General features: G+C 52.5%; 15 protein-coding genes and 1 tRNA gene. 6 read left to right on the forward strand and 10 right to left on the reverse strand.

The annotated features are described in order from the left end of the window. The first annotated feature begins 180 nt into the window (after nt 1-180). The 3 genes from rpsU to rpoD all read left to right on the forward strand — a co-directional run bounded on the left by rpsU (nt 181) and on the right by rpoD (nt 4,413). Nucleotides 181-396 (forward strand): 30S ribosomal protein S21, encoded by a 216-nt coding sequence (gene rpsU, locus ACOZIO_RS16260; RefSeq protein ID WP_001144069.1) that lies wholly within the window; start codon nt 181-183, stop codon nt 394-396. Nucleotides 397-531: 135 nt separating this feature from the next. After that, entirely contained in the window at nt 532-2,280 is a 1,749-nt protein-coding gene (gene dnaG / locus ACOZIO_RS16265; RefSeq protein WP_129954479.1) for a DNA primase, read from the forward strand. A gap of 294 nt (nt 2,281-2,574) precedes the next feature. Further along, on the forward strand, nt 2,575-4,413 hold the full coding sequence (rpoD, locus tag ACOZIO_RS16270; RefSeq protein ID WP_129954477.1) for an RNA polymerase sigma factor RpoD: 1,839 nt from the start codon (nt 2,575-2,577) through the stop codon (nt 4,411-4,413). A gap of 103 nt (nt 4,414-4,516) precedes the next feature. Here rpoD and ACOZIO_RS16275 read toward each other — a convergent pair whose 3' ends face one another. Both ACOZIO_RS16275 and mug read right to left on the reverse strand, forming a co-directional pair. Further along, complete coding sequence (locus ACOZIO_RS16275) at nt 4,517-5,152, reverse strand: hypothetical protein (RefSeq protein WP_421595499.1); 636 nt, start codon at nt 5,150-5,152, stop codon at nt 4,517-4,519. Between the two features lie 276 nt (nt 5,153-5,428). Then, nucleotides 5,429-5,932 carry a G/U mismatch-specific DNA glycosylase gene (mug, locus tag ACOZIO_RS16280; protein WP_129954475.1) on the reverse strand — a complete coding sequence of 168 codons (504 nt, stop codon included), beginning with the start codon at nt 5,930-5,932 and terminating at the stop codon, nt 5,429-5,431. A 141-nt stretch (nt 5,933-6,073) separates the two neighbouring features. Between mug and ACOZIO_RS16285 the strand changes: the two genes are divergently transcribed. Continuing rightward, nucleotides 6,074-6,150, forward strand: a tRNA-Ile gene (locus tag ACOZIO_RS16285). Nucleotides 6,151-6,242: 92 nt separating this feature from the next. Here the strand turns inward: ACOZIO_RS16285 and gdhA are convergent. The 8 genes from gdhA to malK all read right to left on the reverse strand — a co-directional run bounded on the left by gdhA (nt 6,243) and on the right by malK (nt 14,074). Beyond that, a complete protein-coding gene (gene gdhA, locus ACOZIO_RS16290) occupies nt 6,243-7,586 on the reverse strand; it encodes an NADP-specific glutamate dehydrogenase (protein WP_129954456.1) in 1,344 nt (447 codons plus the stop codon). Between the two features lie 112 nt (nt 7,587-7,698). Next, entirely contained in the window at nt 7,699-8,184 is a 486-nt protein-coding gene (locus ACOZIO_RS16295) for a methylated-DNA--[protein]-cysteine S-methyltransferase (RefSeq protein WP_129954454.1), read from the reverse strand. Nucleotides 8,185-8,247: 63 nt separating this feature from the next. Further along, entirely contained in the window at nt 8,248-8,946 is a 699-nt protein-coding gene (locus ACOZIO_RS16300) for an acid phosphatase (RefSeq protein ID WP_129954452.1), read from the reverse strand. Between the two features lie 70 nt (nt 8,947-9,016). Next, entirely contained in the window at nt 9,017-9,454 is a 438-nt protein-coding gene (locus ACOZIO_RS16305) for a DUF2000 domain-containing protein (protein ID WP_421595500.1), read from the reverse strand. Between the two features lie 51 nt (nt 9,455-9,505). Next, the gene (locus tag ACOZIO_RS16310) at nt 9,506-10,345 is read right to left on the reverse strand and encodes an AraC family ligand binding domain-containing protein (protein ID WP_421595501.1); all 840 of its coding nucleotides are present in this window, start codon (nt 10,343-10,345) and stop codon (nt 9,506-9,508) included. 168 nt (nt 10,346-10,513) lie between these two features. Then, nucleotides 10,514-11,410 carry a maltose operon protein MalM gene (gene malM / locus ACOZIO_RS16315; protein WP_217138247.1) on the reverse strand — a complete coding sequence of 299 codons (897 nt, stop codon included), beginning with the start codon at nt 11,408-11,410 and terminating at the stop codon, nt 10,514-10,516. 229 nt (nt 11,411-11,639) lie between these two features. Next, the gene (locus tag ACOZIO_RS16320) at nt 11,640-12,938 is read right to left on the reverse strand and encodes a maltoporin (protein WP_165383756.1); all 1,299 of its coding nucleotides are present in this window, start codon (nt 12,936-12,938) and stop codon (nt 11,640-11,642) included. 26 nt (nt 12,939-12,964) lie between these two features. Continuing rightward, complete coding sequence (malK, locus tag ACOZIO_RS16325) at nt 12,965-14,074, reverse strand: maltose/maltodextrin ABC transporter ATP-binding protein MalK (protein WP_129954443.1); 1,110 nt, start codon at nt 14,072-14,074, stop codon at nt 12,965-12,967. 366 nt (nt 14,075-14,440) lie between these two features. Between malK and malE the strand changes: the two genes are divergently transcribed. Together malE and malF are read left to right on the forward strand one after the other, a co-directional pair. After that, nucleotides 14,441-15,640, forward strand: a complete 1,200-nt coding sequence (gene malE / locus ACOZIO_RS16330; protein WP_129954441.1) for a maltose/maltodextrin ABC transporter substrate-binding protein MalE — start codon at nt 14,441-14,443, stop codon at nt 15,638-15,640. A 71-nt stretch (nt 15,641-15,711) separates the two neighbouring features. Continuing rightward, a complete protein-coding gene (gene malF, locus ACOZIO_RS16335; RefSeq protein WP_129954439.1) occupies nt 15,712-17,256 on the forward strand; it encodes a maltose ABC transporter permease MalF in 1,545 nt (514 codons plus the stop codon). Nucleotide 17,257: the final 1 nt, after the last annotated feature.

The following is a 17,257-nucleotide window of genomic DNA, read 5'->3' on the forward strand; positions in this document are numbered from 1 at the left end:
TAATCGCCGCCCGACGCAAAAGCGAGCGCACAATGTTGCAGAAGGGTTGCAGAAAGCGCCTGTTTCAATTTGCCGTTATGCTTTACAAGACGACGCGAATTGGAGTAAAATTCCGCACCATTTTGAAATGTGCTGGTACAACATCAGCAAACAAACCGATTTTATCGAGGTGAGAGGCACATGCCTGTAATTAAAGTACGTGAAAACGAGCCGTTCGACGTAGCTCTGCGTCGCTTCAAGCGTTCCTGCGAAAAAGCAGGTGTTCTGGCAGAAGTTCGTCGTCGTGAGTTCTATGAAAAACCGACTACCGAACGTAAACGCGCTAAAGCATCTGCAGTAAAACGCCACGCCAAGAAACTGGCTCGCGAAAACGCACGCCGCACTCGTCTGTATTAATCTTCGGGGGCAACCCCAAATCGCGTGATTTGCAATATTAAGAACGCGCAGACTGCGTAGTAGCATACGAAGGCCGTGCTTTCCGAAAGGAATGCGCGGCTTGTTCTCGTTTATAGGCTAGTGAGTAAGGGGCTTATGGCTGGGAGAATTCCGCGCGTATTTATCAATGACTTGCTGGCTCGCATCGATATCGTCGATCTGATCGACGCCCGGGTAAAGCTCAAGAAACAAGGTAAAAACTATCACGCGTGCTGCCCTTTCCACCATGAGAAAACACCCTCATTTACCGTAAATGGCGATAAGCAGTTTTATCACTGTTTCGGCTGTGGTGCCCACGGCAACGCCGTCGATTTCCTGATGAACTATGACAGGCTTGAGTTTGTCGAAAGCATTGAGGAACTTGCGACAATGCAGGGTTTGGAAGTGCCGTACGAAGCAGGCACCGGTCCGAGCCAGATGGAGCGTCATCAGCGTCAAAGCCTCTACCAGTTGATGGCACCGCTTAGCGAGTTCTATCAGCAGTCACTTAAACAGCCTGCAGGAGCTCCCGCACGGGAATACCTGGCCCGGCGCGGTTTAAGTGAAGACGTCATCAGCCATTTCGCCATTGGTTTCGCCCCACCGGGTTGGGACAACGCATTAAAGCGTTTCGGTAAAAATGCCGATGATAAAGCGTCTCTGATTGATGCCGGTATGTTGGTCACTAATGACAATGGCCGCAGTTATGATCGTTTCCGCGAACGGGTGATGTTCCCTATCCGCGATAAACGTGGCCGCGTGATTGCCTTTGGTGGCAGGGTTCTCGGTGACGGTACGCCGAAATATCTGAACTCACCGGAAACCGAAATTTTCCATAAAGGCCGTCAGTTGTATGGCCTGTATGAAGCGCAGTTAAAGCATCCTACGCCGCCGCGTTTACTGGTGGTTGAAGGGTATATGGATGTCGTCGCGCTGGCGCAGTTCGGCATTGATTACGCCGTTGCCTCATTGGGCACATCCACAACCGCTGATCATATTCAGCTGATGTTCCGCAGCACAGATAATGTGGTTTGCTGTTACGACGGTGACCGCGCGGGACGTGAAGCCGCATGGCGCGCTCTGGAAACGGCATTACCGTATCTCAATGATGGTCGCCAGCTGCGTTTTATGTTTTTACCCGACGGCGAAGATCCGGACACGCTGGTGCGTAAAGAAGGTAAAGAAGCGTTCGAACAACGAATGGAACAGGCCATGCCGCTTTCCACTTTCCTGTTTGATTCGCTGTTGCCGCAGGTAGATTTGAGCAGCCCTGACGGGCGCACCAAATTGAGCATGCTGGCATTGCCGCTGATACGCCAGGTTCCCGGTGAAACGTTACGGATGTATTTGCGCCAACAGTTAGGGAATAAGCTCGGTATTTTGGATGACAGCCAGCTGGAAAAGCTGATGCCTAAACAGGCAGAAAGTAGCAATGTCTATCAGGCGCCCCAGCTAAAACGCACAACCATGCGTATACTTATAGGGTTACTGGTACAAAATCCACAACTGGCTACACTTATACCCTCACTGCAAGGTTTGGAGCAAGCGAAGCAACCAGGACTGGATCTGTTCAGTGAGTTAGTGACCACTTGCTTAGCCCAACCGGGGCTGACAACCGGCCAGTTACTGGAACTTTATCGCGACAATAAGTTCTACCAACAGCTTGAAACTCTGGCGACATGGAACCACATGATCGTAGAGGACATGGTCGAAGAGGAATTTCGTGCCACGCTAGCCAGCCTGTATGACTCGATTTTGGAGCAGCGGCTTGAAACATTGATTGCAAAAGCCAGGACGCACGGCCTGAGTCCCGAGGAACGGACCGAAGTCAGTTCCCTGAATCAGGTATTAGCGAGAAAAAGTTAAGCTTTTATAACAAAAACATATAATTACCCCAAGTAATTCGCGTTACTGAAAGGCAGCAAACGAAGAGTCCCGATGAGTTTATACCGCGGGCGATAAGAGCAGCCAACGCATCTGCAACGCGAAGTACGACGGGTAAAACCGAAAAAACGGCTTAAGTGCCGATAAAAAGCGGGGCACGGCCCTGCGCAGAGCCGCCCTGGTGGGCCGCGGCACAATAAACGCCCCTAACGTTATTGTTGGCGATGTTATCCGACCGACACCAACCCAAATACTCTGAAGTGTGGATACCGTCTTATGGAGCAAAACCCGCAGTCACAGCTTAAGCTACTTGTCACCCGTGGTAAGGAGCAAGGCTATCTGACCTATGCTGAGGTCAATGACCATCTGCCGGAAGATATCGTCGATTCCGACCAGATCGAAGACATCATCCAGATGATTAACGACATGGGCATCCAGGTACTTGAAGAAGCACCGGACGCCGATGATTTAATGCTGGCCGAAAACCGTCCTGATACCGACGAAGACGCTGCAGAAGCGGCGGCGCAGGTACTTTCCAGCGTTGAATCAGAAATTGGCCGTACCACCGACCCTGTGCGTATGTACATGCGCGAAATGGGTACCGTTGAATTGCTGACCCGTGAAGGCGAAATCGACATCGCCAAACGTATCGAAGACGGTATCAATCAGGTTCAGTGCTCCGTTGCCGAATATCCTGAAGCTATCACTTATTTGTTAGAGCAATATGACCGTGTGGAAGCAGGCGAAGTTCGTCTGTCTGATCTGATTACCGGTTTTGTTGACCCGAACGCTGAAGAAGAAATCGCGCCAACGGCAACTCATGTGGGTTCTGAACTGACCACTGAAGAGCAGGATGACGACGACGAAGACGAAGATGAAGACGACGACGCTGAAGACGACAACAGCATCGATCCGGAACTGGCTCGCCAGAAGTTCACCGAACTGCGTGAACAGCATGAAGCAACGCGTCTGGTCATCAAGAAAAACGGCCGTAGCCACAAGAGCGCAGCAGAAGAAATCCTGAAGCTGTCCGATGTGTTCAAACAGTTCCGTTTAGTGCCAAAACAGTTCGACTTCCTGGTCAACAGCATGCGTTCCATGATGGATCGCGTCCGCATGCAGGAACGTCTGATCATGAAAGTGTGCGTTGAGCAGTGCAAAATGCCGAAGAAAAACTTCGTCAATTTGTTCGCCGGTAACGAAACCAGTGATACCTGGTTTGATGCAGCTCTGGCAATGGGTAAACCCTGGTCTGAAAAGCTGAAAGAAGTCACCGAAGACGTGCAGCGCGGTCTGATGAAACTGCGTCAGATCGAAGAAGAGACTGGCCTGACTATCGAACAGGTTAAAGATATCAACCGTCGCATGTCGATCGGCGAAGCGAAAGCCCGTCGCGCGAAAAAAGAGATGGTTGAAGCAAACTTACGTCTGGTTATTTCTATCGCGAAGAAATACACCAACCGTGGTCTGCAATTCCTTGACCTGATCCAGGAAGGTAACATCGGCCTGATGAAAGCCGTTGATAAGTTTGAATATCGCCGTGGTTATAAGTTCTCAACTTATGCGACCTGGTGGATCCGTCAGGCTATCACCCGCTCCATCGCCGACCAGGCGCGTACCATCCGTATCCCGGTACATATGATTGAGACCATCAACAAGCTCAACCGTATTTCCCGTCAGATGCTGCAAGAGATGGGCCGTGAACCAACGCCGGAAGAGCTGGCTGAACGTATGCTGATGCCGGAAGATAAGATCCGCAAAGTGCTGAAAATTGCGAAAGAGCCAATCTCCATGGAAACGCCAATCGGCGACGATGAAGATTCGCATCTGGGCGATTTCATCGAGGATACTACCCTCGAGCTGCCACTGGATTCTGCAACGTCTGAAAGCCTGCGTTCTGCAACACATGACGTTCTGGCTGGCCTGACCGCACGTGAAGCGAAAGTTCTGCGTATGCGTTTCGGTATCGATATGAACACTGACCACACGCTGGAAGAAGTGGGCAAACAGTTCGACGTTACCCGTGAACGTATCCGTCAGATCGAAGCGAAAGCGTTGCGTAAACTGCGCCACCCAAGCCGCTCCGAAGTGCTGCGCAGCTTCCTGGACGATTAATCGTTCTCAGGCTGTCAGCCAATAAAAAGCCCCGCCTTTCCCTGGAAACGGCGGGGCTTTTTCATTTGCATCTTACTGAAGTCATCATTACTTCCATTTTCTGCTAACTGAGTTCCGGATCCACTTCAATCCATTTTGAGTCGTCAGGTAAGGGAATCATCCCCTGACTCACACCGGTAATACCCAATACTTTTGATGTCTGATGATCTGCATGAAAATCCAGATAAAACGTTTCGGCGAAGCTAAGCAGATCCTCCGTATTATCTGCAGATTCGCAGGCATCAATATAGACATTCCCTTTATAAGTTTGTGTGAGTAGTTTTGCCGGAATATCTTCTTTCATCGCCACCTGCATTGCTGCCCGGCGAATAGCGATAAACACACCCCAGTTGGATGGCGTATCCAGATATCCAGAAGAATGAATTTTTTTATAAATTCTGTTATATTTATTTTGCGGAATATTAATCCCGTAGATCTGATGAAACTTCTCTGCCTCTTTGGGCATATATATTTTTCTCCCTCCGTGGAGATGAATAAAATGAAATAATCCGGAAAATCCCCCGTGTTCAGCAAACTCCGACGCTATCCAGGGCATCACCGACATAATGCTGACACGGTTCTTTTCACAAAAGTTGATTAGTCTTGCTTCTCTTTCCGAATGCCGGAGCGGTAGTCCTGAAAATAATTCGAACCATTCCTCCAGATTCTCCTGTCTTTCTTCTGTTTCAACATTAGCCATATCTCCTGCTCCTGAAGAATCACATTGCCCGACTGCTTTGCTGCTCACCCCGAATGAGGCGATGGAATAAGTTTTAGTTCAGTTGAGCGTATTCACACGGGGGAAGCATTCCTCTTACATTAAATATCCAAATGTATTCATGAGGAGCCGGGAGAGAATAAAGCTGCTTTAACAGTGAAATGGTTCGTAAAAACAGCCAAAAACAAGATTATTTTTAAAAAATACCGACATATTGATATTTTATATCAGAATGGATAAGAGGGAGAGGCCATAGCGTTATGCTGTGGTTTGTATTGATAAGAATAATTCACGGTATGCCGATACCAGCTCATCCAGCGTCGCCCGGTTCAGGCCGCTTGGGTTAGGCAACACCCAGACTTCTGTGTCACCGATTTTCAGCGTCTGACGCCCCCAGTTAACTTTGCTGATACCAAATGCTTTGCTGAATGCCTGTTTACCTAAAACAGCCAGCGCACGCGGCTGATAGTGCTCAATTTTCGCCGTCAGCGCTGCGCCCCCTTCCCGCAATTCATCGCGAACCAACTCCGTTGCTTCAACGGTCGGACGTTCCACCAGCATCGTGATCCCGCACCTGGTATCCAGCAAATGCTGTTCTTCTTCAGGCTTCAGTAAACGCCTGGTAAAACCAGCCTGATAGATAACTTTCCAGAAACGGTTATTGGAATTAGCGAAATGGAAACCATGATGAGCAGTGGACAGGCCGGGATTGATGCCGCAAAACACAACAGAAAGATCCGTGGCAATAATATCTGTAATCATTATTATCCCTTAAGATGTATTTACCTGAGTTATAGGTAAAAAAGCTGTGAACACAACAGACTAAAACTGTGCACAAAACGCGCATACAGACCGAACACATATAGACCTGTAAGCAGAGTTTACCGTATAATCCTGCACCTCGGCCCTTTAGCTCAGTTGGTTAGAGCACGCGACTCATAATCGCTTGGTCGCTGGTTCAAGTCCAGCAAGGGCCACCAAATTTTAGCTTTGCAATCAAATGACTAAGCCGACTTTTTCAAGTCGGCTTTTTTATTGGCTAAATTCATTGTCCTTCAGGTGACACTCTGGCTTACAGCACGCCCTGCGCCAGCATGGCATCTGCCACTTTGACGAAGCCCGCAATATTCGCCCCGCGCACATACTGCGTCTGCTGGCTTTCGCCGCCGTACTCGACGCACGACTGGTGAATATCCAGCATGATGTGGCGCAAACGCGCATCGACTTCATCGGCTTTCCAGCTTAGACGCGCGGCGTTCTGCGCCATCTCCAGTCCCGAGGTCGCTACGCCACCCGCATTCGCCGCTTTACCCGGCGCGAACAGCACACCGGCATCGGTGAACAGATCAGTCGCTTCAATTGTCGTCGGCATATTCGCACCTTCGGCCACCGCTTTCACGCCGTTGGCGATCAACACACGCGCCGCTGATGCATCCAGCTCATTTTGCGTGGCGCAAGGCAATGCGATATCCACCGGCACATTCCACGGTTGCTGGCCTTCGAGATACGTCAGCCCGAGTTTCTGTGCATAATCTGCCACGCGACCGTCGCGGCTGGCTTTGATTTCCGTCAGCAGTGCCAGTTTTTCCGGGGTGAACCCGGCTTCGTCAACCACGGTGCCGTTGGAATCAGATGCGGTGATCACGCGTGCGCCCAGTGACATGGCTTTTTCAATGGCATATTGCGCGACGTTGCCGGAACCGGACACCGCCACGCGCATGCCTTCGAAATCCAGGCCATGACGTCTGAGCATCGATTCGGTGAAGTAGATCAGCCCGTAACCGGTCGCTTCCGGGCGGATCAGACTGCCACCGAACGACAAGCCTTTGCCGGTGAAAACACTGGCGGTATTGTTGGAGAGCTTTTTCATCATCCCCGCCATATATCCGACTTCACGCCCGCCGACGCCGATATCGCCCGCAGGCACGTCCGTATCCGGCCCCAGATGACGGTAAAGTTCCAGCATCAGTGCCTGACAAAAACGCATGATCTCGCCTTCACTTTTGCCTTTCGGATTGAAATCGCTGCCGCCCTTGCCACCGCCCATCGGTAACGTGGTCAGCGCATTTTTGAAGGTTTGCTCGAAGCCGAGGAATTTGAGAATCGATAAATTGACCGACGGGTGGAAACGCATCCCGCCCTTATAGGGGCCGATGGCTGAACTGAACTGCACACGCCAGCCACGGTTGACCTGCACCTGGTTTTTGTCATCCACCCACGCGATGCGAAACTGAATGACACGTTCCGGCTCAACCAGACGTTCCAGCAATGCAGAACGGCGGTATTGTGGATTTTGTTCGAGGAAAGGCCATAGCGTGGTCATGACTTCACGTACGGCCTGAGAGAATTCGACCTGATGCGGGTCGCGTTGCTGGACTGAGGATAAAAACTGTCCGAGGGATTGAATCTGATCCATTGATTTAAAACTCCGTCTGTAGGTGATGTTGTCTTTTTTATTTACTGCTTATTTTTTGACTATGCATCGACTAACAAGCGGACATCAAGCAATTTATTCCCCAATAAAAACCTTACGATTTACGGCCTTCCAGCTTCAGTAACAACAACTTGTTCTCCAGTCCGCCGGCAAAGCCGGTTAATTTGCCGGAAGAACCGATTACCCGGTGACAGGGCGCCACGATAGAAATCGGATTACGACCATTGGCAGCACCCACGGCGCGAACCGCTTTCGGGCGACCGATGCGTCGGGCGATTTCGCCGTAGCTGCGCGTCTCACCAAAAGGAATTTCCAGCAACGCCGCCCAGACTTCTTTCTGAAATTCGGTGCCGGTAAAATCCAGATCCAGCTCAAAACGTGTACGTTCACCCGCAAAGTACTCGTTCAGCTGTTGTTCGGTTTTCAGCAAAATCGGAAACGCCGGGTCTTCCAGCATCGTGCCCAAAGGCACGCGTCCGTCGATTTCACATTCCCACAAAATGGCGGTCAGCTTGTCGCCTTTCGCCGCCAGTGTGAGTAACCCGACCGGTGATGCCATCCGCTTGAATCTGTATTCCATCAGTCCCTTCCTTTGCAAGTTTTACGCCCCATACTTTACCGGAAAGGCAGGAACTGACGAAAATTATTTCAGACCAAGCTGTGCACGAACTTCCGCTTTCGCCGCGTCGAATTCGGTTTTGAAATCCGGTTGCTCTTCCATTTTCTGGGCAATCAGCGCAGCACCGGTGCGGCTCATCACGGTATCAGAACGGTAATGGAAACCAGCCACCAGACGGTTTTCGGCATAACCGGCTGCACGGGTAAACAGCGCATTACGTTTTTCCGGCACCATTTCACCGAGCACGGTCGCCATCAGGTAACCGATAGTCGAATGACCGGAAGGCCATGAGCCGGATTTGGATTTTTTCAGCAGCGGATGGATCTGTTCATCCAGCATGTAAGGACGCGGGCGGTTAAAGGCTTTCTTGGCGTGATCGTCCACCACATCTTCGGTCGCAACAATACGATCAAACAGTGCTGCGGTTTTAGGCAGTTTTGCGGCATCAAAGTCCGGCCCCATCACATCGGCAAAACGCCAGACGTTTTCCTCAGCATCGGCAATCGCCGCTTTTTCCTGCTCCGGTGTACGGGTGGCCTGAATTTCCAGCAATTCTTTCAGTTCCGCTTTGGTCTGTGCCGAATCATCCGCCGGTGGCGCAGGCAGATATTTGGTCAGATCCAGTTCCTGACTGGTGATAAAGGGTTTGGCTTCGTCAGCGGCCTGGACGGCAAACGTGGAACCGAGGGTGAAAAGCAGCAGAGCAACGAGGGTCTTGCGCACGGGAAAACTCCTGATATTAGTTTGAATATCAGGAGAGTAGAGAACAAGTGTGACACTTAAATGACAGGCGTCAGCCGAGCAAAGCGAGTTTGCCGGTCAGCTTACGCACCACTTTCTTTTTGCCCGCCAGCGCGATACCCAGCAGTTGCAGATTGTCCGTCGGTACAACAGACACAGCTTCGCGAAAGGCAGCATAATCAGTGGTCTGCTGTCCCCCGACCGGGAAAATAATACCATCCATTTCGTCGTCATTAAGCAGATTCTGATGGAGTTGCGTGAGCTGTTCGCTGTCGGCAACCAGCACGCTGATACCAATCGGGATCAGCCCCGGATGCTCGCGGTTATCGGCATCAACCAGTGGTGCGCCTACCAGCGACGGATGGCGTTGTCCGAGCGTCAGGGCCAGTACGGCGGCGGCATTGGCGGCGTGTCCGGCGGCAAGTTGCTGATTGATCACAATCACACAGCGTTCCGGGGACGGGGGCAGAATTGTTGCAGACGTATTCATGATGACAGGCTCCGGTTCAGTTGAGTGCCGAGCTTAGCCTGTCGCTTTTTCTCAATCTGGAAGATTTGTGCATAAACGCCGGTAATGCGCAGGCGTTAGCTGATATGCACGGCGGAACCAGCGCCCGAGATGGCTCTGATCGGCAAAGCCTAAATCCGCCGCCACCGCTGCCGGTGTGTGTCCCCGCGCCAGACCTTCGCGGGCACGGGTCAGTTTCAGCTGAATAAGGTAGGCATGCGGCGGTAGTCCAAATTCAGCTTTAAACGCACGGCTGACTACAAAACGGCTTTCGCCGGTCGCTGCCGCCAGTTGCTCAAGACCGATATCTTCGTGCAGATGGGCATGCAGATATTCCCGTGCCTGATGCGCCACCCGTGACCACGGTGCAACGCCTTGTGAGCGCGGCGGCTGCCAGGTGAGATGACCGCCCAGCGCACTGAGCAGCGCGTCGAGCGCGGTCTGACGCACGATGCGCAGGTCTTTACCATGCAGCGCCTGAAATGCCTGCGACGTCGCCAGTGCCAGTTGCGGATCCTGCGCTAAGGTATTTTCGAAACCCGGATCACCGGCCGAAGAAAGGGAATCACGCCGTGCCGCCAGTTCACGGCTCAGCCATTGCGGCTCGAGATACAACATGTGATAGGTGAAACCGCCGGGCTGCACGGCATCGCCGTCATGAATTTCGCCTGGTTCGAGCATAAACACTTTACCCGGCAGGCTCTGATGCTTCTGGCGGCGGCAGCTGAACTGCTGCAAACCGTACTGGGTGACACCGACCAGATAACTGTCATGCCAGTGAGGATCGTAAGCATGGCCTTCGAAATGGGCGTGGATCGTCTCGATCCCGCTGTCTTTATCTTTCGATAAATCGACCCAGTTTGCAGACGCCATAAATCCCCCGCTGAATGAATTAACAACAGGGTAACAAATAGAAGGGAGAAAAAGAAATGAAGGCAAACGGGTATCGGGATGACCGGGCTTGGGCGGCTTTCTCCCCCTTCGCAGGGGGAGGCGCTAACAAAAACTGCCAGCTTCTTCTCGGGGGATGCGCTGAAAAGCTTAGTGCTTCACGCTTTCAATAAAGGTTTTACGGGCGGTTTTGGAACCCAGACGTTCAGCTTCGTCCAGCAGTTTCAGGGCTTTATCAACGTCCCCTGCTTTCACTGCTTTCTTAATCGCGTCGTTAAAGTAAGTTTCGGAATCACTGAGCATTGGCTCAGACGGTTTTGCCGGGGCTGCCGCAGGTGCCGGAGCCTGTGTGCTGCCGACGACGACCGGTGCTGCCGCTGCAGGTGCGGATGACGGGAAGATCTGGCCGATCATCACGTTGCCGGTTTTTTGCTCAGCGGTCACTTTCAGGCTCAGCGTGCCGGTTGGCGTGTGACGGGCAATCGGATCCGGGATATCCGGCACCGCATTACCTACCCCTGCCGCAAAGGCTTTCGCCGGGTTGACCATCTGCGTAGTGTCTGCCAGATCCTGACGGGTGGTGTACACCAGCAAATAAATTTGTTTCTGACCCAGCGCCGGCGTCAGTTTCAGTGTGCCTTCCAGACGGTCACTCGACACAATCCCCGGTTTCTGATACGGGAAATAGCTGGAAGGATAAAATGCCGCCGGACGCATCTGCTCATCCAGCACCAGAACATTCGGCGCATACACGGTTTTACCGGTCGCGATACTGGTCAGTGTGATTTCAAGCGAGCCACGGTCAGCAGGTAATGCGAAAGCCCCGACGGCACCCTGAATTTCACCCTGATTAATTTCAGCGCTGGACGTGCCCAGCGTGACATCCTGCGTCACTGGCGGAACCAGCGGCGTCCATGAAAGGTTGCGTAAGGTCTGGCTGGAAATAGCCGGTGCCGTATTCGCATCATTTTGCGCAGCATTCACTCCCGCAGGGACAGCAGCCAACAGGCTCAGCGACAGACACAGTGACAGCAGATTCTTTTTCATTATTGGTTCCTTTGAAATCACCATGAAGGCTGGCGGTCATCAGCGACAATCCGCCAGCCAGCACATCTTCTTTACTGCGATTTTTAAAGCTTACATTGCCATTTTTCCAAACTCTTTCGGGTTGCCGGAAGGCGGCAAGCGTCCAAGTCCCTGGGAGCGTAGACAACTACGTGACCGGGGCGAGGACGCGCAGCCAACGCATCGGCAGCGCGAAGGAGGAAGGAAAAATTTACCACCAGATTTCCATTTGGGCGCCGAACGTTACTTCATCGTCATTACCACGGCTGAAGGTACGGGTGCTGGTATCATTCATCGCTAAGCCATTGTTTGTGCCGGTATCGGTGTCGTAACCCCATTTTTCATCCCAGTTCGCATAAGTGGCAAACACGCGGATGGCCGGACGTGACCAGATGCTGTCGCCAGCCTGCCATTGTTGCGCCAGGGTGACTTTGTACTGACCATTTTTGTCGCCGGTACGCTGAGATTTCACGTTGTCGTAACCCACTTCCAGCAAGGTACTCATGATCGGGGTCCATTTGTACATCGGACGGACACCGACGGTATACCAGGTGGTGCCGTTGTTGTTATCACGATCAACGTCCTGATACATTGCCACGTACATCAGGCTCCAGGTGTCGTTGAAGTCGATAGCACCGTGATCGAGAACGCGCACCATGCTGCCGTTGTTATTGATGGCTGCGCCATTAGAGTGGCCGTTTGCCGTGCCCTGACCCGGATCGGTCATGGAGTCAGAAGCATATTGCAGAACGAATTTATTGTAGCCGTTGTAAATGCTTTGCGTATGTTCCGCAGTGACCAGGAAACCGTCTTTGGTGGCATCATCCGCCAGTGAATAACCGTCACGCGCATTGGCACGACCATAATCCACCCCTAACTCCAGTACGCCGCCCGGGTTAGTTTGCAGACCCGCCAGACGCACGTCGAACACGTCGTTGGAGGTTGGCACTTCGTTACGCTGGTCGGCAATATAACCGTATGAACCGCCGCTTTCGGTATTACGGGTTGCAGCCAGAGACAATTTACCGAAGCCCAGATCGATATCTTCCAGACCCGCACCAGGACCTGAAATATCCCAGTAGTAGAAGTCGATCATGTGAACATCATGACGTTGGTAGAAACGCTTACCCGCCCAGATGGTGGAGCCCGGCAGCCATTCGATCAGGTTCTTACCCTTCACGTTGGCTTCGCGGAAAGCCGGATCGGTTGACTCCCAGTCGTTCTGTTGAGAGACGGAATACGCCACGTTGGTGTCGAAATAGAAGCTCTTATCCCCTTCTTTCCACACTTCCTGACCCAGTTTCAACTCTGCATACGTCTCGCATTCGTTACCAAGACGGTATTTGCTGTCTGCACCGGTTGCTTTGAAACATTGCTGTTCGCCGCCGCTGCCGGTCCAGCCAATACCCGAACGGGCATAACCGGTGAAATCTACCGCCATTGCTTGTGTAGAAAGGATGCCAGCAGCCACTGCCAGCGCCAGGGAAGAACTACGCATTGTGATCATCATTTTCTCCTGTAGGGGATCGCGTGCTTTCAAACACCAGGTTCTGGGTGTAACCGGCGACATGCAGTGCCATCCTCGCGGAACAGATGACAGCGGTGTGGCGGCAAACCAATGGCGAATGTTGCACCTTCTTCTACCAGCACCACGTCGTTCTGGCGGTACACCAGGTTCTGACGAATTGCCGGAATTTGGATGTGGATCTGTGTTTCGTTACCCAGTTGCTCGACAACCTGCACTTCGCCGGAAAGCGTCACTTCAGCGACGTCGCTTGGCAGAAGATGTTCAGGGCGGATACCCAGTGACAGGTTGCTGCCGACGTTAACGTTGGTCCCCTCCACCGGCAGCCAGACTTGCTGGCGGTTTGGCAACTCGACCTGCACACGTGCAGGTTCAGCACCGGTGACTTTCACCGGCAGGAAATTCATTTTTGGAGAGCCGATAAAACCGGCGACAAAGCGGTTGGCAGGATAGTGATACAGCCCGAGCGGCTTACCGACCTGAGCGATATGTCCGGCATCGAGCACCACGATTTTATCGGCCAGCGTCATCGCTTCGACCTGATCGTGAGTCACATAAATCATGGTGCGTTTCAGGCGCTTATGCAGGCGTGAAATTTCAATGCGCATCTGTACACGCAGCGCGGCATCTAAGTTAGAAAGGGGCTCGTCAAGCAGAAAAACTGTCGGCTCGGCAACCAGCGTACGGCCAATCGCCACGCGCTGACGTTGTCCGCCGGAAAGCGCTTTCGGGCGTCGGTCCAGCAAGTGCGCCAATTGCAACACTTCGGATACCTGATTCACCCGCTGGCTGATCTCGGTTTTTTTCGCACCGGCCAGCTTCAGGCCAAAAGACATGTTTTCTGCCACGGACAGGTGCGGATAAAGCGCATAAGACTGGAACACCATGCCAATGCCACGATCGGCGGGCGGTACTTCGTTCATGCGTTTATCGCCAATCTTTAATTCACCGGACGTGATGTCTTCCAGACCAGCAATCATGCGTAGCAGCGTGGATTTACCACAGCCGGACGGCCCGACAAACACAACAAACTCGCCTTCTTCTATTTCCAGATTGATATCACTGGAAATCACGGTATCGCCAAAGGCTTTGTACACGCTGTTAAGGGAAACGCTCGCCATCCTGAACTCCTGTACTTGTTGCCAGCGAGAAAACTCGATGCAACGGAGAGTGAAGGATTAGCCGGTTATCGTAATCATCCGTAACAAAGTTTTTCATGGGGGAGGAGCAGGGAGGATGACGGTTTCCCGTAAACGGATGAAAGTTCATACCAAAAATCAAATTCGTGATCTGAATGGCAAAAAACGAAGCATAATTTTGAGTGATGAGCCACATAACGCCTGAGAGTGTCGGCGGGATCACATTCTGAGAGACGGGGGCGTAGAGAGGGGGATGATGAAGCGCCGACAGGTTGAATCCACACTGGCGTCGTACCCTGTCTTTTCCGTCTCAGACGATAAAAAAACCGACTACAAAAGGATTGGATTATGACCCTCAGCATTAAGAAGATTGTTAAACACACACTGGCACTCTCGGCGCTGGCTACGCTGGTGCTGTCATCTTCCGCGTTCGCCAAAATAGAAGAAGGGAAACTGGTCATCTGGATTAACGGTGACAAGGGCTATAACGGCCTGGCGGAAGTCGGTAAGAAATTTGAAAAAGACACCGGCATTAAAGTGACGGTAGAGCATCCTGACAAGCTGGAAGAAAAATACCCGCAAGTGGCCGCCACCGGCGGCGGCCCTGACATCATCTTCTGGGCACATGACCGTTTTGGCGGCTACGCACAATCCGGCCTGCTGGCTGAAATCAGCCCGGATCAGACCTTTAAAGATAAACTGTTCCCGTTCACCTGGGATGCAGTCACCTTCAACGGCAAGCTGATCGGCTATCCGGTCGCGGTTGAAGCGCTGTCACTGATTTACAACAAAGACATCATTAAAGAAGCACCAAAAACCTGGGAAGAGATCCCGGCGCTGGATAAAGAGCTACGCGCCAAAGGCAAGAGCGCCATCATGTGGAACTTGCAGGAACCGTACTTCACCTGGCCGATCATCGCGGCTGATGGCGGTTATGCGTTCAAATATGAAGACGGTAAATACAACATTAAAGACACCGGCGTGAATAACGCAGGTTCACAGGCTGGTCTGCAATTCATTATCGATCTGGTGAAAAACAAGCACATTAATGCTGACACCGATTACTCCATTGCTGAGGCCGCGTTCAACAAAGGCCAGACCGCCATGACCATTGACGGTCCGTGGGCATGGTCAAACCTCGACAAGAGCAAAATCAACTACGGCGTGACGCTGCTGCCAACGTTCCACGGCAAACCGTCTAAACCGTTCGTCGGCGTACTGACGGCCGGTATCAATGCCGCCAGCCCGAACAAAGAACTGGCGAAAGAATTCCTGGAAAATTACCTGATCACTGATGACGGTCTGGCTGTGGTGAACAAGGACAAACCGCTGGGTGCCGTGGCGCTGAAGTCTTATCAGGAAAAACTGGAAAAAGACCCGCGCATTGCTGCCACCATGGCTAACTCGAAGAACGGTGAAATCATGCCAAATATCCCGCAGATGAGCGCCTTCTGGTATGCAGAACGCAGCGCAATCATTAACGCGGTAAATGGCCGACAAACCGTTGTACAAGCGCTGAAAGACGTAGAAACACGCATTACCAAGTAATGCCAAAGCATTAGCTCAATGAACGGTGCGCAACTCACGGGTTGCACACCGCCACCACAAGGATTGTCCTTATGCCAAGAGCCAAAAAACGGCCGTTCAGCAATGCGTTCAAATGGCTGATCATCGCCCTGCTCGCCTGCTTTACCGGTTATCTGATCGTGCTGATGTATGCGCAGGGCGAAACCCTTTTTGCCATTCTGACCCTGATCCTCTCCGGTGTCGGCTTATACATTTATGGCAACCGCCGCGCCTATTCGTGGCGCTATGTGTACCCCGGTCTGGCCGGGATGTTGTTATTTGTGCTGTTCCCGCTGATCTGCACCATCGCAATCGCCTTCACCAACTACAGCAGTACTAATCAGCTGACCTTTGAGCGCGCACAGTCTGTGCTGATGGGACGTGAATTCCAGGGCGGCAAGGTGCTGAATTTCGCCCTCTACCCCGCCGGTGATAAATGGCAACTGGCACTGACGTCAGCGGATAACGGCGAGACGCTGGTTTCCCCGCCTTTTGCTTTCAACGCTCAGGCGCCGCAAACGCTGGACATGCTGCCGCAAACCGCGCCATCGGCTGAAAAAGCCGGATTACGGGTGGTGACACAAAACCGTCTGGCGCTCGGTCTGATCTCAGCGAAATTACCCGACGGCGAAATGCTGCGCATGAGCTCACTGCGCCAGTTCTCCGGCACGCAGGCGTTGTACAAACCCGGTGAAGATAAGAAGCAACTGACCAACGTACAAACCGGCACGATTTACCGCCCGAATATGGACACCGGTTTCTATCAGGCTGTAAACGCACAGGGCGAATGGCAGGCTGAAAAACTCAGCCCGGGCTTTACCGTCGGCATTGGCTGGGGCAACTTCCTGCGCGTGCTACATGACGAAGGGATCCAGAAACCTTTCCTGTCCATTTTTGTCTGGACCGTGGTGTTCGCCCTGTTGACCGTGGTGCTCACCGTCGCGGTCGGCATGGTGCTGGCCTGCGTCGTACAGTGGGAAGAACTCAGGGGCAAAGCGGCGTACCGTATCCTGCTGATCCTGCCTTACGCCGTTCCCGCATTTATTTCGATTCTTATTTTCAAAGGGTTATTCAATCAGAGCTTCGGTGAAATAAACCTGATGCTCAGCGCGCTGTTTGGTATCAAACCGGCATGGTTCAGCGATCCGTGGACCGCCAAAAGCATGATCATTATCGTCAACACCTGGCTCGGTTATCCGTACATGATGATCCTGTGCATGGGCCTGCTGAAAGCGATCCCAGACGATCTTTACGAAGCATCCGCAATGGACGGCGCGACGCCGATGCAGAACTTCTTTCGCATCACGCTCCCGCTGTTGATCAAACCGCTGACGCCGCTGATGATCGCCAGTTTCGCGTTTAACTTTAATAACTTCGTACTGATCCAACTGCTGACCAACGGCGGGCCGGACATGCTCGGCACCACTACGCCAGCGGGTCATACCGATTTGCTGGTCAGCTACACCTATCGCATCGCCTTTGAAGGCGGCGGCGGGCAGGACTTCGGGCTGGCGGCGGCGATTGCCACGCTGATCTTCCTGCTGGTGGGTGCGCTGGCTATCGTGAACCTGAAAGCATCACGCATGAAATTCGACTAAG

It is taken from the genome of Rahnella sp. PD4, assembly GCF_049199325.1.
Classification (GTDB): domain Bacteria; phylum Pseudomonadota; class Gammaproteobacteria; order Enterobacterales; family Enterobacteriaceae; genus Rahnella; species Rahnella perminowiae.